Genomic DNA, 25,390 nt, shown 5'->3' with positions numbered 1-25,390 from the left:
AGGTCATGGCCGGGAACAGCCAGCGCAGGAACCGCCGCACGTCCAACAAGAAGGGCGCGCAGGTAGGCAGCGGTGGGCAGCGACGCCGTGGCCTCGAAGGCAAGGGCCCGACGCCGCCCGCCTCCGCCCGCAAGGGACACAAGAAGAACCGGATCGCCAACGCCCAGGCCAAGCAGGCCGCGGCGCGCCGTCCCGCGCCGCGGCGCGGCGGCGTCAAGGGAACGTCCGAGATGGTCGTCGGCCGCAACCCGGTCTACGAGGCCCTGCGCGACGGCGTCCCGGCGACGACCCTCTACGTCCAGCAGTACATCGACAACGACGAGCGGGTCCGCGAGGCGCTCCAGCTCGCCGGCGAGCGCGGCAACATCAACCTGATGGAGGCCCCGCGCCCCGAGCTGGACCGGATGACGAACGGCCTGAACCACCAGGGCCTCGTCCTCCAGGTCCCGCCGTACGAGTACGCGCACCCGGAGGACCTCACCGCCGCCGCGTACGACAAGGGCGAGGACCCGCTGATCGTCGCCCTCGACGGCGTCACCGACCCGCGCAACCTGGGTGCGATCGTCCGCTCCGTCTCTGCGTTCGGCGGCCACGGCGTGGTCGTGCCGGAGCGGCGCGCGGCCGGGATGACGGCGGGCGCCTGGAAGTCCTCGGCGGGCACGGCGGCCCGCACGCCGGTCTCCCGGGTGACGAACCTGACCCGGGCCCTGGAGGGCTACCAGAAGGCCGGCATCACGGTCGTCGGCCTCGCCGCGGACGGTGAGCACACCGTCGAGGACCTGGAGGCCCTCGCCGGCCCCGTCGTCATCGTCATCGGCAGCGAGGGCAAGGGCCTGGGCCGCCTCGTCGGCGAGACCTGCGACTACCGGGTCCGCATCTCGATGCCGGGCGGCGCGGAGTCGCTGAACGCGGGTGTCGCGGCCGGGATCGTCCTGTACGAGGTCGCGCGGCGCAGGGGCTGAAGTGCACCCGGCCGGGGGGCGGCCGACCGGGGCGCCCCCTGCCGGACCCCATTGACGGGCCTCGGACACATCGGGCCCGTCAAGGCAGTGTCCTAAACACACATCACTCGGTTAGATGAGTGTGGACACCAGAACGCCTCGGTTCGACGAACAACCCGCCCTGAGCATGGCCAAGGTGGACTGCGACCCCGCGCAGGTCATCGTCAACCACGCCAGCTTCCGGGTGCAGCTCGCCCCCGCCCAGCGCCCGCGGCTGCGCGGTCTGGCCCCCGCCGGCGCGCCCAGGATTCCCGCCATGGGCGGCTCCGTCGGAGCTGTGCGCGGCCGGCGCTCGCCCGTCGTGTGGAGCGGCCGGTCCGCCCCCGGCGACCCCGGCGCCACCGGGCTCCTCCAGGCCGTACGGAACTCCACCGCGGGCCGCTCGGCCACCGCGTACGACCCCTACTCCGGCCGCGAGTTCGACGGCGGGCTCGGCGCGGGCGGCACCCAGGTCATCGAGCGCCTCGAAGACACCCAGCCCAACCCCGTCGTCACCGGGCCCCAGCAGCCGGGCCGCCACGGCAGCGGCCCCCTGCTGCCGCCCATGCGTCGGGCGGTCGGCGCCTACGATCCCGTCGACACCGGGCCGTACGGCCGAGAGGCGTACGACGAGGGCGAGGACGAGTACGACGACATCACCGAGGCCCGGGGGCGGCGACACGGCGGCGATTCCGTACGGCACGCGTACTACCCCGGACGCCGGATGAACCTCGGCGTCGTGCTGCTGCCCCTGCGTGTCTTCCTCGGCTTCATCTCCATCTACGCCGGCATGGGCAAGCTGTGCGACCCCGTCTACTTCGACGGCGGCGAGCGCGGCTCCATGGTCAAGTGGCTGACCTCGCTGCACCCCTGGGGGCTGGCCGAGCCACTGCGCGACTTCGCGCTCTCGCACCCGGTGGGCGCCGGACTCACCGTTGCCTTCCTCCAGGTCGTCGTCGGCGTCCTCACCGTCCTCGGCCTCTGGCAGCGCGTCGCCGCCTCCGTCGGCGCTCTCCTCTCCGCCGCCCTGCTGGTCACCGTCACCTGGCGCACCGTCGCCGTCTACGACGCGCCCGACATCATCTACCTCGCCGCCTGGAGCCCGCTGATCATCGCGGGCGCCCCCGTCTACTCCGTCGACGGACGGCTCGCAGGTGAGGCCTGGCGCAGGCTCGGCCCGCGCTCGGCGATCTGGGACCTCCGCCGCCGGGTGCTGCGCCGGGGTGCCGTCGTCGCCACCGTCGTCGTCGGCCTCACCCTTCTCGTGGGCTCCATGCTCGGCGGCGCCGTCCGTTCCTCCGAGGTCGTCACCGTGCCCGGTCCGAACGGCGACCCGACCAACCAGCTCCCCGGCTCTCCGCTCCCGCAGGAGTCCCGTAGCGGCCGGACCTCCCACACGTCCGACGGGCGGCGCCCCTCACCCTCCCGCAGCAGCGCCTCCACCACCCCGTCCGCCAAGGCGTCCACGCCCGCTGCGGAAGCCGTCCGCGAGTCCGGCCAGGCGGGTGCCGGTGCCGGACAGCCCAGCCAGACCCAGGGCACCGCCCAGCAGCCCCCGCAGCGGACGACCCCGCAGCAGCCGCGGTCCAGCAGCTCCGGTCCGAGCTCCTCCGGCTCCACCGGCACCGGCGGCGGTTCCACGGGCGGCGGCTCGGACAGCGGCGGCGGCTCCACCGGCGGAACGTCCGGCGGCGGGCAGAACCCCATCGGCGGTCTGCTCGGCTGAGACCCCCGGACCGCAGCAGACGAAGGGGCGGTCACCGGAACGAACCGGTGACCGCCCCTTCGCGTACTTTGCCGCTGTTCGCTACTGCGCGTCGAGCTCCTTGGCGGCCTCGGTCAGGTCCTTCGCCGTGTCGATGGCCCGCCAGTACGCCCCGTGCGGCAGCGGGTACCCGGCCAGCCTGCGCTCACGGGCCAGCCGCGGGAACGTCGTCCGCTCATGGTCGCCCCGTTCCGGCAGCAGCGTCGTGAACGTCGGCGAGAAGACGTACACACCGGCGTTGATCAGGTACGGCGACGGCGGCGACTCGATGAAGTCGGTGATGTGCCCGAACGCGTCCGTCTCCACGGCACCCCACGGGATGCGGGGACGGGCCAGGGCCAGTGTGGCGGTCGCATCGCGCTCGGCGTGGAACGCGGCCATCTCGCGCAGGGAGAAGCGCGTCCAGATGTCGCCATTGGTGGCGTACCAGGGCTGTTCCGGATCGGGAAGCCGGGCGGCGGCGTACTTCAGCCCGCCGCCACGGCCCAGGGGCTCGGACTCCACGACGGTCGTCACGCGCAGCGGCAGCACTGCCGAGTCCAGCCACTCCTGCAGTACCTCGGCCAGATGACCGCACGACACCACGGCGTCGGTCACGCCCTCGGCGGCCAGCCAGGACAGCTGATGGCCGATGATCGGAGTCCCGGTGCCCGGGATCTCGACCATCGGCTTGGGGCGGTCATCGGTGTACGGGCGCAGCCGCGATCCCTGGCCACCCGCCAGGACCACGGCCTGCGTCGGATACGTATGCATGCCAGGCACGATATGCGGTGCCCGGACCGGCGGGTCAGCTGAACTGTGCGACGCCCGAGGCGAACGACGTGTCGCAGACAGGACGCGAGAACCGGTGAGCGCGTGTCGGACCGTACTGCTCGACCGCTGCGCGGCCCAGGGCCTTCGCGATCGACATGCAGTGCCGGGCGAGCGAGGGGCGGCCCTCGACGGAACGCTGCAGGTCCGTCAGCGCGACACCCGGGTCCTTCTCCCGGAGCTCCACGAGCAGCCGGTCACGGAGGATGTCCTGCGGGGTGCGCGCCTTGGCACGCTTCGAGACATTGTGAGCCGATGCGGTCAGGACCTGCGACTCGGAATTGTGCGCTGCCCACGGCACGCTGGTGACGGCGAGAGTCCCGGAGAGGACCATCACGACGGGCAGTACGAAGGCGAGGGTTCGGCCGATGCGGCGCGCGGTGTGGGTCACGCAGCGAGCGTAGCGGGCAGTGATGATTCGGCGACATTGCGTCACTCTTGAGGGGGATGGTTCGAGACTGCTTTTCGAATCGTGTGTTGACGATCCGCAGTGAAATGACCGGTGTGCCGGGGAATCCGGCGCTGTACGGATCCAAACCCAAGCACGCCCCACGGCGCGCGAACGGCCCCGCACGGAGAATGTGCGGGGCCGTTCGCGGCGCGGGTGTGCGGGGTGTCAGTCGGTGAGACGCGCACCCGTCGAGGTCGAGAAGACGTGCAGCTCGTCCGGGCGCGGCACGACGTGCAGCTTGGTGCCCTTCTCCGGAACGGCGCGGCCACCGACGCGGACGACCAGGTCCTTGTCCTCGCCGCCGACCCGCGCGGAGCCGTAGACGAAGCCGTCGGCACCGAGCTCCTCGACGACGTTGACCGAGACGGCCAGGCCGGCCGGGGCGTCGGCGCTGTCCTTCGAGAGGGACTTCGCGGCGGCGCCGCCGTGCTCGACGATGTCGAAGTGCTCGGGGCGGATGCCGACCGTGACGGTGGTGTCGCCCTTCTCCGCGGCGGCGGAAAGCGCCTCGCGGGAGACCGGGACGACGCTGTTGCCGAACTTCACGCCGCCGTCGGTGATCGGGACCTCGACCAGGTTCATGGCCGGGGAGCCGATGAAGCCGGCCACGAAGAGGTTTGCCGGCTTGTCGTACATGTTGCGCGGCGAGTCGACCTGCTGGAGCAGGCCGTCCTTGAGGACCGCGACACGGTCACCCATGGTCAGGGCCTCGACCTGGTCGTGCGTGACGTACACGGTCGTGATGCCCAGACGGCGCTGGAGCGAGGCGATCTGCGTACGGGTGGAGACACGGAGCTTGGCGTCGAGGTTCGACAGCGGCTCGTCCATGAGGAAGACCTGCGGCTCACGCACGATGGCGCGGCCCATCGCGACACGCTGACGCTGACCGCCGGAGAGCGCCTTCGGCTTGCGGTCCAGGTACTCGGTGAGGTCCAGCATCTTGGCGGCCTCTTCGACCTTCGCCCGGATCTCGGTCTTGTTGACACCGGCGATCTTGAGCGCGAAGCCCATGTTGTCCGCGACGCTCATGTGCGGGTAGAGCGCGTAGTTCTGGAACACCATGGCGATGTCCCGGTCCTTCGGGGGCAGGTGCGTGACGTCGCGGTCGCCGATGCGGATCGCGCCGCCGTTGACGTCCTCAAGACCCGCGAGCATGCGCAGGGAGGTCGACTTGCCACAACCGGAAGGACCGACGAGGACGAGGAACTCGCCGTCCGCGATGTCGATCTCGAGCTGATCCACGGCCGGCTTGGTGGAGCCGGGGTAGACGCGGGACGCCTTGTCGAACGTGACACTGGCCATGCTGAATCTTCTCCTTCACCGGCAGGAACGTGCCGGACGATCCGAGTAAGGGAGTGGTCTGGTCCACTTGGGTGAACCCTCAGCGACGCTACCCGGCCATTTGGAATCTGTCAGTAGTTCGAGGGACGCGAAATTTTGGGACCGCGCAGGGAACGGTGTTGGTTACACTGCTCCGGTATGCCTCCTTAGCTCAGCTGGCCAGAGCAACGCACTTGTAATGCGTAGGTCGTCGGTTCGAATCCGACAGGGGGCTCTGTGAAACCCCAGGTCACATAGCCCGTGACCTGGGGTTTTCTGTTGCTTGGGGCATGGTGCGTCACATGGCCGGGGTGCCGTGGGATTGCTTGCGTGAGCGCCCCGTCGCAGGCCGCGGAAGGCGGTCAGGTGCCACATGGCTGTACAGCCGGTCGGCGGCCACGAAGTCGAGGAAGGCACCCGTCTGTTCCGGAGTCCAGACCATGACGGGCGAAGGCTTCTCGCCGGTCTGCTGCCACCGGGCGACCCGCTCGTCCGTCCATACCAGGGCCTTCGGCTTGCGGACCGGGTCGATCTTGACGTGGGCCGCCGGGTTGAACGTGATGATCTGCTGCCTGACCGTGTCGTTCAGGGCCGCGCGGAGCGTGGCCTTGTGCGTTTGCCCGCGAGCCACCGGTCCAGCATTCGCTCACGGGAGGCTGCCCACGAGGTCTTGGCCAAGCCTTGAGGCGTCGTCGGCTCTCCTCCACGTCGGGGAGGGGCAGCTTGCCGTGGCTGACTTCGGCGAGCATCTCGGCGATCAGCTGGACGCCCTCGGGGTCGTCGGCGTCAGCGAGCCCGAGGAGGGCGCGTATGTGGTCGAGATCGGCCTGGGCGGCCTTGAGGCTGCCGTACCCGCCCTGTGCAAAGGAGCGCCGACCCCCGTCCTCGCGGGGCGGAAGCTCCTGACGTACGGAGACGGAGTAGGTGCAGTGGTTCCTGCTGGTGCGCTTCGGGCAGGAGGAGCCGAGCTCCTTGCCGGTCTTCGGGTCGCGGCAGGAGCAGCGGCGGTAAGTGGAGCCCTTTAACGGCGTTCCTCCGTGGTGGTGTCAGGGACCCAATCGGGTGGGTCAAAGCTCGAAGCCCGCCGCCCGAAGGACGAGACTCGTAGGACCCTGGCCAGCGACGTACGCGCCGCCGTCCCCGAATACACCGACCGGATCCTCACCGACCCCGGCTGGCCCGCTCTCGCCACCGTCCTCGCCGACGCCGAAGCACGCGGCCACAAACCCCACCAGCTTCTCCAGGAAGCCGCCGCTCAACGTGAACTGACCACCGCCCGTCAACCCGCGCGCGTAGCACACCAGCCGCAACCCCGTACGCAACCGTCGAGCCGAAGTGGCCCGCCTGCGTACCACCACAAGCGCAGGAACCCCCGTCCAGCAGAACCGAACCTCAAAACACGCAGCAACAGCCTCGCCCACAGACAAGCGCCAACAGCCCCGCCGCCGATAGAAGTCGTTACAGCCGCAGGGGACGGAAACCCGTTGGGTGACCGTCCCCTGCGGCTGGTTGGTACGGCGTTCGCGCAGAGCCATCGCTGTGGAGAGTCGCGGTGACCGCCCCGAACAAGCAGGCCTATCCGCGGCGCAAGAATCCACTTCGTGCTCGATGCTTCCCCATCCGACGTCCGCCAACTGGCTCTGCCTGAGCGGGGATCCCGGGCCGCGTCGAACGAACCGGATCACCATTGAGAAGAATGGATTGCCAGACCTGCTCCTGAAGTGCCCGGATGCAGGGGCCGCAGGCGTACATCGCGGCTTGGGCACCGGCCACGCTCACGGGACCGATCCACAGGACACGCGTCCACTGCTGGCCGCAGTAGAGCCAGCAGAGCCCATCGATCCAGTGGTTGCCGTCATCGGTACCTGCCGGTGCGGGCAGACCACCGCGAGCGAACTCGGCGATCCCGGGTATCACCCGGTGTGGCACGGCCAGTTCCATAAGCACAGTTCAGCCCTCAAGGTCAGTGGCCATGGGCGGCCACTCGGGCTGCCCCACTCTTGCTGGCGTCCGCGAAGAGGAGGGTGGGTTCGGCCAGGATGTCGCGGCCGCATTCGCTCTTGTAGATCTCATCTACGCTACCGAACCGGGCGTCGGTGTAATCGAGTTCGAGCAGTGCAGCTGCCCGTCGGACCGATGCCTCGTCAGGCCCTTCGATCTCGACGAAGGTGGGGAGGTCCGGCCAGGTGTCGAAGTCGAAGGCGACCTCGCCGAGGCGCCACTCCTCGCGGTAGTTCTCCTGGTACCGGACCTCGCGCATGCCGAGGCTGCGGAGGATCTCGGCCAGGGCGTGCAGGTCCGTGACCTCGGTCTCGATCTCGGTTGTGCCGTCGATCGTGGTGGCGTCGGTGACCTGCTTGAGTGTCAGCGTCGATCGGGTGCCCTCGTCGCGCAACCGCACCCAGGCACCTCCTTCGAGGGCGTCGTTCTCGAAGATCTTGCGGGTGAGAAGGGTGCGCGGGAACGCTTGGGCAGCGCCCAGAGTGGTCAGCTTGGCCTGAAGGCCGGCGACGTCGATGGCGAGGAACTTGGCCTCGTACTCATGCTTCATGGGCTTTTCCTTTGCGCTACGAGGGGGTGCGGGCCGCGAGGAGCAGGCCCATCCGGTGGGTGTGGTCCTGGAGCTGGCCGATGTGGGCTCGCTCGGCGAACTCATTCGTTCGCAGGGTCAGCAGAACGTCCCAGTCGCCGATGAAGTGACGCCTGAGCTTCTCCGGGGACGTGTAGTGCTCGATCAGGTGCTGGCGCTGAGTGACAGGCATCATGAACTCCGCGCCGAACAGACCGTCCTGGCGCACGGACGACTGCATGCGGGTGATGAACTCGGCGAGCGGGCGATGGTGGTTGGCACTGTAATGCCACGAGCAGCTCGTCCAGATGGCGTCGCAGGGCATGTCCAGAGGCTCCCATTGAAGGAAGTCCTCCTCCACGACCTGCACTCGGTCGTACAGCGATTCGAGCTTGAGCCGGTCGATGAGGCCCATCGCGTGGGCCCGGTTGTCACCCGGGAGCGTGACCTCACCACCGTGAAGAGCAAGGGGGTCGCGTTCTACGGCGATCACTCGGTAGCCGGCGGCGGCCAGCGGCAGGATGAACTTGCCGTCGCTCGCGCCGATGACCGCGACAGTGGCGTCAGGAGTGGCACGCTCCTTCAGCGCGGCGAGGAACTGGGGAAAGAAGGTGAGGGCGTGCTCCCACAGGCTCTGCGTTTGCACGGTGGTGGGCTCCTTGCGTGTCAGTGGCGAGGATCGCCTGGAGGACCTCGCCGGGGTCCAGGCGCGTGGTGTCCACGCGGTGCATCGGGAACTGGGCGTAGGCGTCGGTAACCCGGTCGCCAGAGCCCTCGACGAGGGTGTCCCAGCGGGAGACCGGCTTGGTCCGCTCAGCGAGCCGACGCCGACGCTCGTCTTCGCCGCACGTCAGCTGGTAGGTCACGGGCTGCGGCAGGTCGGGCGGCAGACTGACCCCGAGACGAACGCCGAGAGCGCGGTGGGTGGCGAGACAGCGAGCGAAGTAGCTCTCCACGACGACCGGGGTGCCTGAGGACAGGTAGCGCCGTATCTCGTCAGCCGCGGTGAACAACGCGGACAGGTAGAAGCACAACCGGGCCTCGGCGTTGCCCCGCAGGTCCACCTCGCGCCGCAGCGGCTGGTAGAAGAGCGGCACGGTCGGGACCAGAACGGCTTCACGGGCTGCTGCCAGCATCGGTGCAATGGTCGACTTGCCAGTGCCGCGAAGTCCTTCGAGGCTCTCGAACAGCGGGGCGTCAGACACGGCCGTATACGACGTCCGGTACTGCGAGTGTGAGTTCGTCGGTGGCGGATGGCCGGTGGTCGATGTGGTCAGCGAGCTTGTCGTACCAGAAAGCGTGGGAGTCCTTGCCGACGGCCTTGCAGGACATGGTGAGTGCGCCGCGCGGGTCGGCCTCGATCCGATCGATCTGAGTCAGGCCACCTGCAGGAGCGCAGATCTCCGGGGCGCCGTTCTCGGACAAGTCCTCGTCGACGATCACTTCGATGGTCAGGTCGGCGGTCTGGAGCTGTTCACGTAGGCGGATGTAGGCGGCGGAGTCGGTGATGAGGAGCTCGGGGTGATCTGCTGCGTTGCCGACCGGTCGGAGGCAGTGAAGCTTCAACTGCTCTGCCCCGTAGTTCTGGAGGGTGCGAGCAAGCGGGACCACCTCGCCGATGTTGTGAGAGGTGACCGTCAAGGTCGCACCGGTGCGGACACCGAGTCCCCGGGCGATGTCGAGTGCGCTCAGCGCACTCCGGTAGCTCCCGAACTTGCGGACGTGGTCGTTGGTCGAGCCGATGCCCTCCAGCGATACGCGCAGCAGGTCCAGGTGGGTTGCGATTTCGGTGAGCCGTCGCTCGATTCGATAGCCGTTGGTGCAGATCTCGACCTGCATGCCCAGTTCCTGCTTGGCGTACCGGACGACGTAGGCGAGGTCCTTGTAGACGAACGGCTCGCCGCCCAGCAGGGTGACGGCCTCGGTGCCGTACTGGTCGCGCATGAGTGTGAGGAGGTTGACGGCCTCGTCTGCAGTGAAGGCATCGGCGTGCTTGAGCCTCTTGCCATGGAAGCAGTGCAGACACTCGAAGTTGCAGCGGTACAACAGCTGCAGGTACAGCATCCGGATCCTGCGGATCCCGGTGACTTCCCCGATCACGTGGGTCTCCTTCGGGCAGTTGCCTGGTGGGAGACCTGATGCTGGCGGAACGAGTACGGACGGCATCACCGCGTATCCGGACGCCCCGGGGACGTCCTGGGACGTTTTCAGTGGGCCGCGAAGGTCTCCAGGATCCCGAGAACATGCGCAGTGTCCGTCAGGTTCGGTAGCACTACCTGCGCGCCGGCAGCCCTCAATTCTTCGGCGCTGTGGACGCCAGAAGCGACTGCAATGATCCCGGAGTTCGTGGCGAGCGCGGCCTCGACATCCCTCGGGGTGTCTCCTACCAACACGACAGGCACGTCATCCCACGCGCCTCGGAGGCGTTGGGCGCGCTCCCGGGCAACAGCCACCAAGCCGGGACGCTGGAGAGCGTCAGCCCCATAAGCACCAACAGACAGGTCGAGGAGGGGGTCCAGGCCGAAGGCCGATACCTTCACGCGGGCGTTGGCCGCGATATTGCCGGTGAGAACCGAAGATACCCAGCCCTCGTGTACCGAGGCCGCCTTCAAGACGTCACGCACGCCCGGCAGGGCCGTCCCGCGCTCGCTGAGATCGTGGAGGCGTTCCTCCCCGGCACTGGCAAGAGCAACCTCGACGGCCGCCCAGTCCGGCTCGGACAGGCCGTTCCGCTGGAACATGTCGCGCATGATCAGGCGATCCGTACGGCCCTCCGTCCGCGCAGGTTCGATCGGACCGGTTCCCGCCAGCGCCGTGAATGCGGCAGCGTAGATCTCCTTGCTGACCCCGGCGTTCTCGATGAGCGTGTGGTCGATGTCCCACAGGACGATGAGCTCCATACGACCAGCGTAAGTACCGTGGTCGAAACTCTGGCTTCTGAGGAACGTCCCATAACGTCCTTGCCCGCTCCTGACCGCCTCGGCTTTTATGACGTCTGTGAACGAGCGACTGCACTCCGTACTCGCCCAGCGCGGCCTCTCGCCAGAGTCACTTGCTGAAGTATGTGAGGTAGATCCCAAGACCGTCGGTCGGTGGCTCGGGGGGCGCGTTCCCCACGCGCGCCACAGATTCCGTGCCGCTCAGCACTTGCGTGTGGAGGAGCTGTTCCTTTGGCCGGCCCCGGTGCCGAGTGCCGGACAGCCCACTTCCGGGTCGGGCTTGGAGCTGGTCGGGACCTACCAGAACAGGGCCAGTGTTCCGCGGGACATGTGGCTCTCGCTGTTGAAGGGGGCCCAGGAGCAGATCAGTGTCCTCGTCTTCTCCGGCACGTTCTTTGCCCAGTCCAACCCTCACGTCGCGAAGATGCTTGCCGAGCGGGCGGCAGACGGGGTGCAAGTGCGGCTCTGCTTCGGTGAGTCGAGCGGCCGAGCTGTGGCTGTCCGCGGCCGCGAAGAGGGCCTTGGCGACGCGCTTGCCGCCAAGATCCGCGCCTCCCTGACCTACTACCGGCCCTTATTGCCCGAGGCGGGCTGCGAGGTCAGGCTGCACGACACCACGCTTTACACCTCCCTGTTCCGCTACGACAACGACCTGCTGGTCAACCCGCATGTCTGGGGACAGCCAGCCAGTGCCAACCCTCTGCTCCATCTCAAGAGAGTTGATGCTGCTGGGTGGTTCGACAACTACGCTCAGAGTTTCGAAGCTGTCTGGGCCACCGCGCGGCCTTGGACGCCAGACCAGGAGGGGCCCTCGTCACATGGGCAGGACTGAGTACTACAACGATCCCAAGGCCCCCAAGGCAAACACGCTCATTCCCGCCAACAACCTGCTCGTCGTCGACGACAGCGGAGCCATCCTGCTCCAGCGCCGTCGAGACACAGCCCAATGGGCCCTGCCGGGTGGCGCCCAGGACATCGGCGAGACGGCGGCACAGTGCGCCGTGCGCGAATGCCTCGAAGAGACCGGCATCATCGCAGAGATCACGGGCTTCCTGGGGGTCTACACGAACCCCAACCACATCGTGGCTTACACCGACGGTGAGATCCGCCAGCAGTACGAGAACACGTACATCGGCCGCCCAGTGGGCGGCGAGCCCACTATCAACGATGAAGCTGACGGTGTCCGCTACATCCAGCCGTCCGACCTGGATCAGTACGACATCCATCCCAGCATGCGCCAACAGATCGGCGACTACCTCGCCGGCACCTATCCCTACCTGGGCTGAGCCACCAACGCCGATTCCACCCGCCGCACCGCAGCAAGGATGTCCGGCGCCGCCCGACGGATGAATCGCCCCACCAGACTGTCAGCGCCGTAACGGGCGGTGATCTCCGCCAGCCGAGCCTCGACGGAAGCGATCTCGCCATCGGGCGTGGTCGTCATGTCGCAGTAGATAAGCGCGTCCACAAGAGGCTGGTCCTCCAGCAACGGAAACTCGGCCTCCAGCACGTCCCGCAGTCCGAGCTCCTCAGCCTCCAGCAACGCCAACGAATGGTTCGCCACCAACCGGACCAGCCGTGCATCCGCAGCATGGACGTCACGAAGAAACCGGGCGCCATCCAGCGGATGAAACCCGGTCACGGCCAGCCGCGGAGCGTAGCCCACATCATGCAAGACAGCCGCAGAGGCCAGCAGCTCCGCGTCGTCTCCCAGAACCCCAGCCAGGTCGGCCGCGCGCTGCGCAACTCCTTGTGAGTGCGCCCATCTACGAGGAAGCGGCTCGCTCAACTCCGCCTCGGCCACAGCACGTGCCCACTTCGACATTGTTCCGTTCATGGGTTGGTACTTGCCCAGCTACAGCCCGGCACAGTCTCAGCCGTACAGATCAGCGAGCCATCCCTCGCCTAGGCTGAGCACAGAGCGGGACAGCCGTCGGCGGCCCTCTGCCGATCGGGCGCAATGCCGCTGGCGACGTGCGGCGTCCAGAGCGATATCCGCCTAACGACCCCCTACCGGCCGCCGGTCTGTTCGACACTCGCCCGCACAGGTGTCTGCGTGGTGGCGTGCCGGCGTAAGCCGTTCTCGGACAAGGTCGCCCGATTGGCGGCGGGAGCGGCCGGCCCGGCGTAGAAATCATGACGGTGGGCGAGGCCGACGAGGCCGCGTACGGGCAGAGCGAGGCCGCGTACAGGGCGGACGGGGAAGGCGACGAGTGCTGTCGGACGAGACGTGGCGCGAGCTACGGGACCAAGGTGCGACCCGCAGCTTTCGCGAACGCAGCGTGATGCTGAGACAGGGCTCTGCGGGAACGCACCTGCTCGCCCTCACCGACGGCCTCGCCAAGGTCGTGTGCCGGGAACCGGGCGGAGTCGTGACCTGGCTGGCCTTCCGGGGGCCGGGCGACCTGCTGGGCGAGGTGTCCGTCTTCCACGGCACCCCGCGCACGGCGGAAGTGGTCGCACTCACCCCCTGCACGGCTGTCGTGCTGGAGGCGGAACGGTTCCGCCGATTTGTCGAACAGCGTGGGCTCGTCATGGACTTGATGCGCCAGGCCCTCTCCCGACTGCGAGAGTCCGACGCTCACCGCACCGAACTGTTGACCCTTCCCTTGGTCGTCCGGCTGGCGCGGGCACTCCTGCGCCTTGCCGAACTCACCGCGCCCGGCACCGAATCGGATGTCGTACGGCTGACCGGCCTGAGCCAGGAGGAGATCGCCCAGGCGACCGGGGTGACCCGCAACGCGGTCACCACCGGACTGCAACGGCTGAGGGAGTCCGGCGCAGTGGAGACGGCCCGCAGAGTGATCGTCATCAAGGACATGAAGGCGCTACGCGACTGGGCGACGACCGCACCGAGGACCACGCCCACGTCACCCTTCTCGCCGTCCCCGGCTGAATGAACGCGCCCGCGCCGGGAGCGGGAACCGTCGCCTGAGCACGCCCACGCTGTGACATGGGACACCCGCGGAGTGCCCTGCGCTGTGCAGTCGGACGGACCGAACCGACGGAACCTCGAATCAGCCGGCCACCGGCTTCGTCACCGTCCCACCGTCCACGAGGAGATCAAGCATGTCCACGCCCGTTCCCGCCCCGTACACCGAGAGCCGGCCGCTTCCTCCCTACCGTGCCCTGTTCGCCGTCGACGCAAAGGACTTCACCGGTCTTCCCGCCGTGCAGCACGGTCCGGTGAGCCAGTTGATCCCAGAACTCGTCGACCAGGCGCTGGAGCGAGCCGAGCTCCACGAGCTGCGCGACTCCAAGCGGTTTCCGGCCAACACCGGGGACGGCGTGGTGTTCGGCTTCGATCCGGCGTTGCTGCCCTTTGTCCTCTGGCCGTTCCTGGGCGTGCTGGACGACATCCTCGGCGCGTACAACAGGCAGTGCGTGGGCCCTCGCATCCGGCTCCGGGCCAGCGTCCACGTCGGGCCGCTGCCGGACGCGGGCGGTGCCAGCGACGGCAACGGCACCGCCCGCAACGACACGCACCGGCTGCTGGACTCCCGTCCGGTCAAGGCCATCCTGGCTGCGGCGAGCGAGCAGGTCACCCACCTGGCCGCGGTCATCTCCCAGCGCGTCTACGAGGACGTCGTGCTTGGCGCGTACACCGGGCTGCACCCCGACCGCTGTGTGGAGGTCCCGGCCACCGTGGAGGGAAAGAACTTCTCGCAGCGGGCATGGCTGTACGTCCCGTCGCCGTCCGGAAACCTCGTACAGGCCGGTGTGCGACCGCGCGAGGAATCCGCAGCACCGGCCAGCGCATCCACCGATCAGGAACAGGACCCGGTGACGCGGCCCGGCACGCACTACAGCGGCAACACGCAGCATGTGGGCGAGGGCGCTGCCGTGATGGGGAACGTTGGACGGGACATCACGTACACCGGCGGTTCCACCTCGTACCGCGGCACCAACCAGCACTGGGGCGGCGGCGACAACGTGGCGGGCGACAAGCGGGTTGGCGGAACCGGAGACCACCGGTGAGCGCCGACGCGGACACCTCTCCTGGTCCGGACGGTCCGGACGCCGACGGCCGACCGGATCCGAGGGACTCCTACCGCGACAACCAGCAGCGGCTGGACCAGGGCATGGCGGTCATGGGCGGAATCGCCGGCGACGTCACCGTGATGATCGGCGCCCCGCTCGACGAGACCGCCACGGACCACATCGTCAAACCTCGCTTGCGGGAAGGCCCGTACCCTGCGGACGATGTCCACGCCCGCTTGCGCGGATTCGTCGAGCCACCGGCCTACGCACAGTGCCGGAAGGTGCTGGACTGCCACATCCTGATGCTGAGGGCCGACAGCGGCACAGGCGCGAGCACCGCCGCGTTCGCACTGCTGGCAGAACGGTACGGAGCTGACGGCATCACCGGCCTGGACTCACCGGACGACCTCTCGCGCTGGCGCCCCAAGGAGGGGCGCGGCTATCTGCTCCAGGGTCTGTCCCCGGCGGCCGCCGCCTCGCTCGGCGAAGTCGTGCTCACCGCACTGGCCGCGCTGCTGCGCCGATCGGGCGCCCATCTGGTCGTCACCGTGCGGACGGAGACGGCGCTTCCCGGCGACACGGTGCCCTGGCAGGTCGTGCACCGCCCGCCGCCGCCGACCGAGGTGACCACGAAGCGAATGAACACCATGGTCGAGGCGGGTGAACTCACCACTGAGCAAGGCGCCGACGCGCTGGGACACCTCGCCTCCGCAGACTTCACCGGCTATCTGCACGCCCACCCATTGCCACGGGACGGTGTCGAAGTGGCGGAGGGACTGCGTGATCTCGTCGTGTCGGGGAAGCCCGCCGCGTCCGTACTCGACGATCTGCAGACCGGCAGCCCCGCGGCGGCCCGCAAAGCGCTGGCGGAATCGAGCCACCGAGCCGACAGCCTCTCCCTGATGGCGGCTATCTCGCTGCTGTCCGAACAGGACCGTACGGTCATCGAGGAGTTCAGCGCGATTCTGCGCCCCCACATCGACGAACGCGGCGGCCCGGCACCGGTCATGGCCGGGCGACCGGAGCGCATCGATACGCACGGACCGGTTACGGAGCGGCCGCAGACGCGGCGCGACGTTCTCGGACCGGCCTTCGAGGACCGGCTGGCGGCCGTCGGCGCACGCCTGCTGCCGCCCCGTTTCGGGGCGGCGCGGCGCTATCCGGTCCAGCCGGTCGTCTTCTCCGGCCGGCACCGGTCGGACGCCCTGCTCCGGTGCCTGTGGCTGGACTACGAGGGCATGGCGGCCCTGCTGTGGAAGACCTTGGACGAGGCTCCCCACCACTCCGGCATCGAACTGGCGGCGGGCCAGGCGATCGGGAAGGTACTGGCCCACGCGACCGGCCCGGACACTCTGCGCCAGCTGTACCCCTTCGCCGCGTCGGACAAGCGCTGGCGCCGCCGTCTGGTGGCCTACGCGCTCGGGGAGATGGTCCAGTTCCCCGCCCTCACCGGCGCGGTACGGGATCAGTTACGGCAATGGAGCCGGGCCGCCCCCGTCCCCCTCCGCTGCACCGTGGCCGAGACCTGCGCAGGCAGCTACGGCCTGGCCCGCCCCGCCGTGGCCCTGAAACTCCTGGACGCCGCACTCGATAGACCAGACAAGAACCTGGAGGACAGATTGCGTACCGCGGTGTCCTTCGCTCTCAGCACCCTTCTCTCCGAAGACACCAACCACACCCTCGTCCTCGACCGCCTGCGGGAGTGGCAGGGAGCCGATCCGGGCACACAGCGTCACGCCCTGGCGGTTCACGTCATCGAATCGATGAGCCTGACGGCCTTCCCCGGCCCGGCGCGCCGGGCGTACGGCGCGTGCGTCTCGCCGACCTGCTCGTGGACCACCCCGAGCGTGCCTTCGACCTCGTGGTCACAGCCCTGGACGACCCTGCCACCCACGAAGCGACGGCGACGGGCCTGTCACTGATCGAGAACGACCCGGGCCCACGGCATCGGACCGCCTTCCCGCACTTCCTTGCCGCACTCTCCGGCACGGCCCGGAGCCACCGTGGCGTCATGCGATTCGTCCTGCGCCGCCATCGCGTCCGTACGGCCTCTCCGGCAGAAGGATTCGCCTCATGACCGGCCCGCTCATCACACCTCTGAACTCCTCGCCGGCCTGGCAGCTGTTCCGCCTACGCCTCGGCTCCCCGGAGGACCGCGCCCTGGTGTTTCTCGCGGACGACGGGGCCGACGGAATGGTGCCGCCCCGCGGCGGCGACTACTGGGGCTATCCGCGACCGACAGCGCGCGCGGTGCGTCAGGGGGACTTCTTCGACATCGTGTGGGTCTCGCTCGCGGAACGGCGGATTTCGGTCGATATCCCGCGCCGGCCGCCGAAACCCCCTGCCCGTTACGGGGTCGCTTGGAAGATCACCAACCCGGTCATTGCGGCGAGGAACCGGATAACCGAGGAACGGGCCCGACACCTGGTGGTCGGCCACATCAGCGAGAACGCCACGTTGCCCGGCACCGCCGACCCGTTGCGGAAGCCCCCACCCCACTTCGGTACGACCGAGGTCGAACCGCCCGGCCGTCCACAGGTGATCGACGGCTTCGGCCTGACGTACTGGTTCCTGGACCCTCCGGCCGCGCTTCTGCCTACCCCCGGCACCGGTGCGGAACCCACCCTTCCGCCGGGCTTCGGCGAAGCCCACCGCGAGGCGTACCGCTTCTACCGGGAGGTTGTCGCGGGCGGTCCCGTCGGCCTGGCGGCCCTCTGGCTCCTGCACCAGCCGGAACAGGCGAGGGACGTGCTCGACTGGACGGTGACTCACCGCAATCTCCTCTCCGACCGGGACGGCTGGGAACGCACCCTCGCGGCGACGCTTCAGTCACTGACACCTGAGGACCGGGGCTTCGTCGGCGTCAACCTGGCGCGCGTCCTGAGTGACGTGGGGGTCCCGCAGGGCGACGAGATTCTGCGCAGAATCGGCCACACCGACGCGGCGGAGGACGGGAACGGCCCGTACGGGGATCACCGGTGATCCCCCGCCTGCCCTTCGCCCGCCGCCCGCCGCAAGGGGCCGATCCGGCGGACGTGGTGGAACTGTCACGCGAGCTGATCGCTCAGAACCACATTGAGATAGGCCGGGCGGACGGCAAGGCCGCCGTCCTGCTCGCCACCGGGGGATCGCTGCTCGGACTCCTCCTGATCCGCCGCCCGCCCGGCACCTCCTGGCCCCACCCGCTGTGGTGGACGGCGGCGGTCACCACGACCGTAGCCCTGCTGTTTCTCCTGGCGGCGCTGCTGCCCCGCCACGGACCGAGAATCAGGGAGAGCTCCCGCATCCTCGCCTACTACGAGGACGTGGTCCGGGCGGAGAAGCGTGCGGAACTGTCGTCCGGACTTCTCCTGAGCAGCTCCGATCCGCACCCCCGCCTGTTCCGCGCCCTGACAGTAACCAGCCGCATCGCCCGTACCAAGAACAGATGCGTGCACGGCGCCGTCCTCATGCTGCTGCCAGCAGTCACGGCCGTGAGCGCGGCGATGTTCTCCGGCGTCTGAGGCACTTCGGACCAGGCATTTCTGGACTAGCGCGGAAGCTGATGGACGTACAGGCAGGACCCTGCCGGGACTTGTAATGCGTAGGTCGTCGGTTCGAATCCGACAGGGGGCTCCGGAGAAGGCCAGGTCACATAGTTCGTGACCTGGCCTTTTCGTTTGCTCAGGGCAGGGGCGTCGCGCTCTCCAAACCGTCGTGGCCGCTGCGCGGGAGACGATCTCCCGAGCCCTGGACCATGCCCGCTCACGCGTGCCATGCAGGAGCCGGTGCGGCCGTGGTGGACGACCTGCGGCGCCGCTCCTGCTGGGGCAACCCCTCCGGCGTGCAGCGGTGGGGTAGGGAAGGACCAAAGCTCGACGCGGTTCGGCCTCGTCCCCGCTGCGCTCAGTGGCGTGGGCGGCTGAACCAGGTCACGCCGTCCTTCTGAACCATGAAGACGATCAGCAGAACACCGGCGGCCGGCTCTACGAGGGCTGCCATGACGTTGGTGGCGGGGGCGATGCTGGCAGTGAGGCCGAGAGCGAAGGTGCCGACCACGCAGAGCCAGGCGCCGTAGATGACATCCCAGAGCATCCCGGACTGCGCGACCACCATGTGTGCAGCCGCCTCCTGCTCCGCCTCGTGCACAGCGGGGGCCATGAACCCCGGAGATCCGCTGTAAGGGTCGAGAGCGCTCTGCGCTGCCTCGGCCTGAGCGAGCGCGGCCAGGCCCAGAATGATCAGGAAGCCCGTCAGCAGGAACAGGACGATGCGAGCGGCCTTGACCCGCTGCGGCATGTCCAGGGAGCAGCCGGCGTACCCCGGCTGCTGCACGTACCCGAAGCCGGGCGACATCTGAGGCTGCGGAGGGTGACCCGGCCGGGGCGGCATGTGGGAGAAGCCGAATCCCGGCTGCCGGCCAGGGAGGTTGCTCTGCTCGGGCTCCGAGTGAGGCGCCTCGTTCATGAGGATCGTTCTCCTTGGGCTTGAAGTGGCGGGGGCGGATGTGGATCCGGCCGGTGCGAGGCCGCCGCTCGAACCGTTACCGGGCTTGTGGGCAGGGGGTGGGGCTTCCGCCGGGCTCACCCGGCGGAAGCCCTCGACCGGGCGCGGTATCAACGCCCGGGGGAGAGAGGGTCAGCCGCGACCGTCACACGCCTTGCAGTCGCCGCTGCCTCGGCAGCTGTCGCACTTCCACACGCCGCGGAAGCCGGATCCGTCACAGGTGGTGCACTTTCCATCGCCCTTGCAGCGCTGGCATTTGTTCCACATGGTGAGTCCTCATTTCGTTGCCTTGTCGGCGGTCGGATGTCTCTGGCCGGCAGGTGGTGGGGTCACAGGTTTACGGTGCCGCTCCACCCGGCCTTGGGCAGCGCGTTGTTGTAGTAGTGGTTGGGGGTGAGGGAGATGCCGTAGGGCTTCGGGTCGGGCAGGTGCCGCGTGTTGTTCAGCCATGGGCTGTAGGCGTGGAAGATGTCCACGCTTTTGGTCAGGCAGTTGTTCCGGGCCAGGTTGTAGCCGTTGCTCGCGCTGGTGCGGGCCGACCGCTGCGCCTTGGCCACGTCGGCAGCGGGCGTGTTGAGGCACCGGTACTTCACGTAGCGCTGCTTGCCGGTGTGCCTGGTCCTGAAGTTGTGGAGCATCCTGCTCCAGGAGCCGGTCGTGATGAAGGTCGACTTGGGCCGGCCGGTGTCGCCCTCGGTGGCCCCGTAGGTCCAGGTGCTGCCGGTGCCGTTGCGGAAGGCCCAGCCGATGTGCCCGACCGGTGCGGCCGGCCCGCGGCCGTCGAGGTCGACGGAGTTGGGCGCCAGGACGAGGCACACCCGGCCGCCCGCGGCGGCGGCCTCGGCTGCGACTGGGGCGACCATCGGTACGGCGGTCGCCGACAACACGGCCGCGAGGAGGGTCAGGAGTGTGCGATGCTTTCGGGTCGTCGATCGGTTCATGGCAGGACTCCGTTGCTGCATAGGTGGATTGAAGGCGGATCAGCTCGTTCCCGTCCGCCGCGATCCACTCTCCTGAACGCTGGAAGCCCGCTCCAGATCCTTTGTCCGGCAGGCGCTTGCAGTGCAAGGTGCACAAGCTTTGACCTGCTGTTTCACCAGCGCAGTGCAAGCTTTGGGCAGGAGGGGAACCAGTGGTGGCGGAACCGGGGGCGTCCTTCGAGGAGTTGGCGTACGCCCTCGTCCAGGCCCTGGACGAGTGGAGCGAGTGCCTGCAAGAGGTGCTGGAGGGGTCTGGACCCTCCCGTCCGGGACTGGTCGCCCGGCTGCGGGACGCGGACCCGAAGATCGACAATCCTCTTCTCGGGCATTGGCTGCTCGGCCGCAATCAGCTGCTCGGTGAGAACAAGAGATCCGGCCGTGTACCGACCATCCAGGACACCACCTGGATCGTGGCGACCTTCCCGGTCGACGCAGCGTCCCAACGCCGGCGACTGATGGGGATCGCCAAACGGATCGAGTCCCACAAGGCCCAGCTGTACAAGATCAAAGGCCATCAATGGCGTAGCGCAGTAGTCAACGCGCTCAGGGCCCCGGAGCGGCCCAGCGCGCCGGGGCCGACTGCTTCGGCGCCCTCTCCCGAGCCCCCCGGCCCACCGCTCGTTCCCGCTGACGACATGCCTACGCCGGCCCCGGCAATCGGGTCCACCGCCCCGGTCGTCCTGAGCGAGGACAGCGAGCATCCCGCCGCCGGCAGACCTGTCCCGCCGGAGCCCGCAGACCCTGCTGTCCCTGCCGCCCCCAGCTCGTGGAAGCGGCTCATCGCCATCACTGTGGCTGTCGGCCTGTTGACCGTCCTGGTGATCGCTGGGAAGGGATGGTCCGGGTCGACCGGGAACGGTGATCAGACCGGGTCCTCCTCCGGCTCAGCGGCACCGCCCGCAGGAACACCCGCCCCGTCCAGTGACGCGTTGGGGGAGACAGTCGCTGCTCTCCGCCCAAAGCCGGTCCGTCCGGTGTGCAACTGCGCGCCTGCGCGCGGGTGCAGAGCGACAAGGTCGCTTTCGCCATCGAGGTCGACAACCCCACAGCTTCCGCCGTGAAAGTCACGGTCAAGGTGAGTGGCTCCTGGGCAGGAGTGGCTCACACCTGTGAACCCGGGCCTGCCATGACGCACACCACCGTTGAACCGGGCGCCACATTCACGACCGATCCGGCCCACTGCGAGACGGCACGTCAGGACGCTCCGCTGGCCTATCAGGCGGAGGCGTACATTGCCGCAGGCGACGGACAGGAGTGGATCGGCCACGCGTTCTCGCCCCGCGCCAACGTCTACGCGGACCGGGACACCCTGTGGCGGTGCGGTGGCGATGTGCCGTGCTGAGCAGGGCGTGCATCGAAACCGGATCCCTATAGGAAGTGATCCTGGTTCGTGGTGCTTGGAGAGCCGGCTGACGAGCAGTGGGCTGTGGTGGAGCCGCTGTTGCCGGCGGTCGGGGGCCCGGTCGACCGCTCGTATGGGCCCGGCGGCGGCTGCATCCGGCTGTCGGGCAGGGCCGAGAGCCCATGTCGATCGCGATCACTGCCGGTCGACACGAGCGCTCTGTGGCCGCCGCAGTCGGGGATGTTGTCGAGCTTCTTGATGTCCACGTGGACCGGTTCACCGGGCCGGTCGCGTTCGTAGCGGCGCAAGGGCCGGCCGGTCCCCATTGGTGCAGGAGCCGGACCGTGATGATCCGCCGTCCGGTCCGGGTCGGAGTGCGGCGCGGGCTCGCGTGCGGACGGCTCGAACGGTCCGTCATGCCCGCCTCACCGAAAGGCCGGTAACGGTCCGCCCGACGCCGGTCCGTTGTGGGCGAGACCCGGAAGCGCTCGGCAGTCCGCCGCAGCGCCGGCCCTCCTCGACCACACAGCGGGCCGGGCGCAGGCGCGACCGGTCTCGGTCAGGGGTGCATCACGGTGAGGCATGAGGCCCTTCCGGCCGCCGGTGCAGATGTCGCCATCCACACCGGGCCAGAAGGCCCCCTCACCCATGTCGAGATCACTCGACCGTGAACCCCGTCACCCACCGCCATGGACAGAACAGCTAGTGCGGGAGGCGCATCGACAGGCCGTCGAGAACGACCTCCAGGCCGTAGGCGAACTTGGTTTCGCGGATCTCTGCGGGGTCGGCGGCCGGGGGCTCGGCGTAGGCGTCGGTGAGGTGGTCGTGGCCGGCTGCGGCCTGCTGGGCGGCAGGCATGAGTCGGGCGATGAAGGCGGCCTCGGTCTCGCCGGAGCGGGCGACCGTGGTGAGCCAGGCCGCCTCCGTGGTGCTCATACCGATGACGTAGGACAGGACGGTGTCGATCGCGCGGCTCGGCTCGGGAAAGCCGGCGGCCGTGAACAGGGCGGCCAGTCGCTCGGAGAAGGACATGAGGTTGGGGCCGAGGTAGGCGAGGCCCGCCTGGCCGAGGACCGAGGACAGCCACGGGTGGCGCAGGGCGGTCGCCCGGAAGGACCGGGCGGCCTCGGTGGCGGCGGCGCGCCAGTCGGGGCTGCCGGCCTCGGGGTCTCCCCGGACGATGTCCGGAGAGGGGACGACGATCTCGGCGGCGACCTCGTCCACCGCGAGTTCCATCAGCTCGTCCTTGGTCGCGACGTGCCGGTAGAGGGAGGTCGCGCCGGCGTTCAGGCGGGCGCCGAGCTTGCGCATGCTCAGCGCCTCGATGCCCTCGGCGTCCAGCATGGCGATCGCCTCGCGGACGATCGCGGCCCGGCTGAGTGCGGGCTGGTCGGGCGCGGGCTGCTGCCGGGCCCACACGGACGGGATCGGGTTCGTCTTGGCGGCCATGACCCTCCTTCAAGGCGTACAGCGTTCGCATTCAGCGTACAGGAATAGGTTCTTGCGAACGTCGTACTCGCATGCGTACAGTGTTCGCAACGAAGGAACGTCGTGCGCAGCCCGAGAGGAAATCCCATGGAAACCCGCAATCCGCGCCGCTGGTGGATCCTCATCGTGCTGTGCCTCAGCACGCTGGTCCTGGTGGTCGACAGCATGGCGCTGACCGTCGCGGTGCCGTCGATGACCGAGGACATCGGCGCGAGCGCCCAGGACATCCAGTGGATCCTCGACTCCTACATCCTGGTCTTCGCCGGGCTCCTGCTCACCTCCGGCAGCCTCGGCGACCGCTTCGGCCGCCGGAAGATCATGATCATCGGCCTGTTGCTCTTCGGGGTGGCGTCGCTGGCCGCGACCTTCTGCGCGAACCCCGGCGAGGTGATCGCGGCGCGGATCACGATGGGCGTGGGCGGGGCGCTGATCATGCCCTCGACGCTGTCGATCCTCATCACCGTCTTCGACGAGGAGGAACGCCCCAGGGCGATGGCGGCGTGGGGCTCGGTGTCGATGCTCGGCCTGGTCGGCAGCCCGGTGCTCGGTGGCGTGCTGATCGACCACTTCTCCTGGCACTCGATCTTCTTCATCAACGTCCCGGTCGTCGTGCTCGCCGTCCTGGCGGCGCTCGTCCTCATGCCGGAGTCGAAGGGGCCCTGGCAGAAGCCCGACCCGATCGGAGCGGTGCTGTCCGCGGTCGGTATGACTGCCCTGATCTGGTGGATCATCGAGCTCCCGCAGCACGGCGCCTTCGGCGGCCGCTCGGCGATCACGCTGGTCGCCGCGGTGATCGCCCTCGGCGGGTTCGTGGTCTGGGAGAACGTCACCCCCGCGCCGATGGTGCCGCTGGTCCTGTTCAAGCACCGCAACTTCAGCGGCGGTTCGCTCTCGCTGACCCTCGTGCAGATCGGCAACGGCGGCCTGCTGCTGGTGCTCACCCAGTACCTGCAGTTCGTGCTCGGCTATTCGCCGGTCAAGGCGGGCCTCGCGTTCGTGCCGCTGGCCGTCGCCGCGCTGATCGGCAACGGCGCCGGTGCCGGGCTCGCCGCGAAGATCGGCAACCGCTTCCTGGTGCTGGGCGGGATGCTCGTCATGGCCTCTTCCTTCGCGTTGCTGACCACCGTCTCGGCAGACTCCGGTTTCACCGTCCCGGCGGTCGCGCTCGGACTGCTCGGCCTCGGCGCCGGTCTCGCGATGCCGGCTGCGGTCGGTGCGTTGATGGGTACCATCCCGGCGGAGAAGGCCGGCGTCGGCTCGGCGCTGAACGACACCATCCAGCAGGCCGGCGCCGCGCTCGGCATCGCGATCCTCGGCTCGCTCCTGACGAGCGGTTTCCGCAGCGAGATGCCCGCCGACGCGCCCGGGCAGGCCAAGCAGTCGATCGCCGGTGCGCTGGCCGCCGCCAACGGCGACACCGGACTGGTCCGGGCCGCCCGGGAAGCCTTCACCGCCTCGATGTCGACCACCTTCACCATCAGCGCGATCGGCGTCCTCGCCGCGGCCCTCCTGGCCACCCTGGTCATGCGCGACACCAAGCCCGAGCCCGCCGCAGCCCAGGCCGAGGAGCCCGAACTCATCGCCTGACCTCGCGAAGAAGGCCGGTGCCCCGGGAGGGCGCCGGCCTTCTTCCGTTGCCGGTGCGCCGACCGGGCCGGCAGGTGGCGATCGGCCCGCAGTCGGATCAACATGTCCTCTGCGAAGGGTGGTTCACCTTCGCTGCCCTGTGGAGCCCGCCCACATCCTCTCGGCGCACGGTCGATAGATTGCCCGGCACTGGGCGGTCGAGGCCGCAGAGCCTGAAAACCGGAGGGGCACAGTGAACAGTCACGTGCGTTCGCGTGTATCGGCTTATGCCGTCGCCACCGTGCAGGACCAACTGCTGTTGACCCAACTCTCCGATTCCTCACCGGTCTTCGAGCCCGGGCTGTGGCACCTGCCGGGCGGCGGAATCGATCCGGGCGAGCAGCCACGGGAGACGCTGGCACGCGAGTTGCACGAGGAGACCGGCCTCGAACTCCTTGACGCCCGCCTGGTGGACGCGCGGGCGTACACGGCCACCCGGCTCGGGATCAGCTGGAACCTGGTGGGGCTCTTCTACATCGCCGAACTCAAGCCCGGCCCGCTGACGGTCACCAAGGCCGATGACTCCACGAGCGCAGTGACCTGGATGCCCCTGTCGGGCCTGAAGGACTCGACGCTGTCCCCGGCCGCGATCGACGGTCTCGGGATGATCGGTGCACAGCGGGGCATCGGTCGGCCGGGGCCCGATTGAGGTCG

The 25,390-nt window shown here is 68.8% G+C and carries 24 protein-coding genes, 1 tRNA gene and 3 pseudogenes; 14 read left to right on the top strand and 14 right to left on the bottom strand.

Annotated features, from left to right (window positions below):
- Positions 1–5 precede the first annotated feature (5 nt).
- On the top strand, positions 6–962 hold the full coding sequence (rlmB, locus tag GA0115254_RS15585; protein WP_093895878.1) for a 23S rRNA (guanosine(2251)-2'-O)-methyltransferase RlmB: 957 nt from the start codon (positions 6–8) through the stop codon (positions 960–962).
- Positions 963–1,077: 115 nt separating this feature from the next.
- Positions 1,078–2,706 carry a DoxX family membrane protein gene (locus tag GA0115254_RS15580; RefSeq protein ID WP_176740138.1) on the top strand — a complete coding sequence of 543 codons (1,629 nt, stop codon included), beginning with the start codon at positions 1,078–1,080 and terminating at the stop codon, positions 2,704–2,706.
- Between the two features lie 81 nt (positions 2,707–2,787).
- On the opposite strand, the gene GA0115254_RS15575 is transcribed toward GA0115254_RS15580, so the two are convergent.
- From GA0115254_RS15575 to GA0115254_RS15565, 3 genes are all read right to left on the bottom strand, one after another.
- The gene (locus GA0115254_RS15575) at positions 2,788–3,498 is read right to left on the bottom strand and encodes a nucleotidyltransferase family protein (protein WP_093895876.1); all 711 of its coding nucleotides are present in this window, start codon (positions 3,496–3,498) and stop codon (positions 2,788–2,790) included.
- Positions 3,499–3,532: 34 nt separating this feature from the next.
- Positions 3,533–3,946, bottom strand: a complete 414-nt coding sequence (locus tag GA0115254_RS15570) for a hypothetical protein (RefSeq protein ID WP_093895875.1) — start codon at positions 3,944–3,946, stop codon at positions 3,533–3,535.
- A gap of 225 nt (positions 3,947–4,171) precedes the next feature.
- Entirely contained in the window at positions 4,172–5,308 is a 1,137-nt protein-coding gene (locus GA0115254_RS15565) for an ABC transporter ATP-binding protein (RefSeq protein WP_093895874.1), read from the bottom strand.
- Positions 5,309–5,487: 179 nt separating this feature from the next.
- Between GA0115254_RS15565 and GA0115254_RS15560 the strand changes: the two genes are divergently transcribed.
- Positions 5,488–5,561, top strand: a tRNA-Thr gene (locus tag GA0115254_RS15560).
- An 83-nt stretch (positions 5,562–5,644) separates the two neighbouring features.
- Here GA0115254_RS15560 and GA0115254_RS15555 read toward each other — a convergent pair.
- Positions 5,645–6,351 (bottom strand): annotated as a pseudogene (locus GA0115254_RS15555) (site-specific integrase); the annotation flags it as partial.
- 42 nt (positions 6,352–6,393) lie between these two features.
- Between GA0115254_RS15555 and GA0115254_RS46075 the strand changes: the two are divergent.
- Positions 6,394–6,778 (top strand): annotated as a pseudogene (locus GA0115254_RS46075) (mobilization protein); the annotation flags it as partial.
- Positions 6,779–7,289: 511 nt separating this feature from the next.
- Here the strand turns inward: GA0115254_RS46075 and GA0115254_RS15540 are convergent.
- The 5 genes from GA0115254_RS15540 to GA0115254_RS15520 form a co-directional block, all read right to left on the bottom strand.
- Positions 7,290–7,877, bottom strand: a complete 588-nt coding sequence (locus GA0115254_RS15540) for a class IV adenylate cyclase (protein WP_093895872.1) — start codon at positions 7,875–7,877, stop codon at positions 7,290–7,292.
- Between the two features lie 16 nt (positions 7,878–7,893).
- Entirely contained in the window at positions 7,894–8,541 is a 648-nt protein-coding gene (locus GA0115254_RS15535) for a class I SAM-dependent methyltransferase (protein ID WP_093895871.1), read from the bottom strand.
- A complete protein-coding gene (locus GA0115254_RS15530) occupies positions 8,459–9,031 on the bottom strand; it encodes a hypothetical protein (protein ID WP_093895870.1) in 573 nt (190 codons plus the stop codon). Before GA0115254_RS15530 ends, GA0115254_RS15535 begins: the two co-directional genes overlap by 83 nt.
- Before the next feature lie 61 nt (positions 9,032–9,092).
- Positions 9,093–9,995, bottom strand: coding sequence for a radical SAM protein (locus tag GA0115254_RS15525; RefSeq protein WP_093895869.1), 903 nt, complete (start codon positions 9,993–9,995; stop codon positions 9,093–9,095).
- Positions 9,996–10,102: 107 nt separating this feature from the next.
- A complete protein-coding gene (locus GA0115254_RS15520) occupies positions 10,103–10,795 on the bottom strand; it encodes an HAD family hydrolase (RefSeq protein WP_093895868.1) in 693 nt (230 codons plus the stop codon).
- A gap of 97 nt (positions 10,796–10,892) precedes the next feature.
- Between GA0115254_RS15520 and GA0115254_RS15515 the strand changes: the two genes are divergently transcribed.
- Both GA0115254_RS15515 and GA0115254_RS15510 read left to right on the top strand, forming a co-directional pair.
- Entirely contained in the window at positions 10,893–11,666 is a 774-nt protein-coding gene (locus tag GA0115254_RS15515) for a helix-turn-helix domain-containing protein (RefSeq protein WP_093895908.1), read from the top strand.
- The gene (locus GA0115254_RS15510) at positions 11,653–12,120 is read left to right on the top strand and encodes an NUDIX hydrolase (RefSeq protein WP_093895867.1); all 468 of its coding nucleotides are present in this window, start codon (positions 11,653–11,655) and stop codon (positions 12,118–12,120) included. Before GA0115254_RS15515 ends, GA0115254_RS15510 begins: the two co-directional genes overlap by 14 nt.
- Here GA0115254_RS15510 and GA0115254_RS15505 read toward each other — a convergent pair.
- Positions 12,108–12,671 carry an HD domain-containing protein gene (locus GA0115254_RS15505; protein WP_093895866.1) on the bottom strand — a complete coding sequence of 188 codons (564 nt, stop codon included), beginning with the start codon at positions 12,669–12,671 and terminating at the stop codon, positions 12,108–12,110. The genes GA0115254_RS15510 and GA0115254_RS15505 overlap by 13 nt on opposite strands.
- 376 nt (positions 12,672–13,047) lie before the next feature.
- On the opposite strand from GA0115254_RS15505, the gene GA0115254_RS15500 reads away from it, so the two are divergent.
- The 5 genes from GA0115254_RS15500 to GA0115254_RS15480 all read left to right on the top strand — a co-directional run bounded on the left by GA0115254_RS15500 (position 13,048) and on the right by GA0115254_RS15480 (position 18,318).
- On the top strand, positions 13,048–13,734 hold the full coding sequence (locus tag GA0115254_RS15500) for a Crp/Fnr family transcriptional regulator (protein ID WP_093895865.1): 687 nt from the start codon (positions 13,048–13,050) through the stop codon (positions 13,732–13,734).
- Positions 13,735–13,903: 169 nt separating this feature from the next.
- Positions 13,904–14,812, top strand: a complete 909-nt coding sequence (locus GA0115254_RS15495; protein WP_093895864.1) for a hypothetical protein — start codon at positions 13,904–13,906, stop codon at positions 14,810–14,812.
- Positions 14,809–16,737, top strand: coding sequence for a hypothetical protein (locus tag GA0115254_RS15490; protein WP_093895863.1), 1,929 nt, complete (start codon positions 14,809–14,811; stop codon positions 16,735–16,737). The genes GA0115254_RS15495 and GA0115254_RS15490 overlap by 4 nt, the downstream gene beginning before the upstream one ends.
- A 151-nt stretch (positions 16,738–16,888) precedes the next feature.
- Positions 16,889–17,797, top strand: coding sequence for a hypothetical protein (locus GA0115254_RS15485; RefSeq protein WP_256102590.1), 909 nt, complete (start codon positions 16,889–16,891; stop codon positions 17,795–17,797).
- Positions 17,794–18,318: a Pycsar system effector family protein gene (locus GA0115254_RS15480; RefSeq protein WP_256102589.1), complete on the top strand. Its 525-nt coding sequence runs from the start codon at positions 17,794–17,796 to the stop codon at positions 18,316–18,318. Before GA0115254_RS15485 ends, GA0115254_RS15480 begins: the two co-directional genes overlap by 4 nt.
- Positions 18,319–18,700: 382 nt before the next feature.
- Here GA0115254_RS15480 and GA0115254_RS15475 read toward each other — a convergent pair whose 3' ends face one another.
- Both GA0115254_RS15475 and GA0115254_RS15470 read right to left on the bottom strand, forming a co-directional pair.
- Positions 18,701–19,261: a hypothetical protein gene (locus GA0115254_RS15475; protein WP_093895862.1), complete on the bottom strand. Its 561-nt coding sequence runs from the start codon at positions 19,259–19,261 to the stop codon at positions 18,701–18,703.
- A gap of 368 nt (positions 19,262–19,629) precedes the next feature.
- The gene (locus GA0115254_RS15470) at positions 19,630–20,241 is read right to left on the bottom strand and encodes a hypothetical protein (protein WP_093895861.1); all 612 of its coding nucleotides are present in this window, start codon (positions 20,239–20,241) and stop codon (positions 19,630–19,632) included.
- A 1,015-nt stretch (positions 20,242–21,256) separates the two neighbouring features.
- Between GA0115254_RS15470 and GA0115254_RS15465 the strand changes: the two genes are divergently transcribed.
- On the top strand, positions 21,257–21,622 hold the full coding sequence (locus GA0115254_RS15465; protein WP_141720833.1) for a hypothetical protein: 366 nt from the start codon (positions 21,257–21,259) through the stop codon (positions 21,620–21,622).
- Between the two features lie 188 nt (positions 21,623–21,810).
- Here GA0115254_RS15465 and GA0115254_RS15460 read toward each other — a convergent pair.
- A pseudogene (locus GA0115254_RS15460) lies at positions 21,811–22,206 on the bottom strand (leucine zipper domain-containing protein); the annotation flags it as partial.
- Positions 22,207–22,324: 118 nt separating this feature from the next.
- Positions 22,325–23,071 (bottom strand): TetR/AcrR family transcriptional regulator, encoded by a 747-nt coding sequence (locus GA0115254_RS15455; RefSeq protein ID WP_093895859.1) that lies wholly within the window; start codon positions 23,069–23,071, stop codon positions 22,325–22,327.
- Between the two features lie 126 nt (positions 23,072–23,197).
- Here GA0115254_RS15455 and GA0115254_RS15450 point away from each other — a divergent pair, with 126 nt between their 5' ends.
- Positions 23,198–24,697, top strand: a complete 1,500-nt coding sequence (locus tag GA0115254_RS15450) for an MFS transporter (protein ID WP_093895858.1) — start codon at positions 23,198–23,200, stop codon at positions 24,695–24,697.
- 244 nt (positions 24,698–24,941) lie between these two features.
- Positions 24,942–25,385, top strand: a complete 444-nt coding sequence (locus tag GA0115254_RS15445) for an NUDIX hydrolase (protein ID WP_256102588.1) — start codon at positions 24,942–24,944, stop codon at positions 25,383–25,385.
- Positions 25,386–25,390: the final 5 nt, after the last annotated feature.

Source organism: Streptomyces sp. Ncost-T10-10d, from assembly GCF_900091955.1.
Classification (GTDB): domain Bacteria; phylum Actinomycetota; class Actinomycetes; order Streptomycetales; family Streptomycetaceae; genus Streptomyces.
Note: the sequence above shows the minus strand (reverse complement) of the source record. Positions and strands in the feature narration are given on the sequence as shown.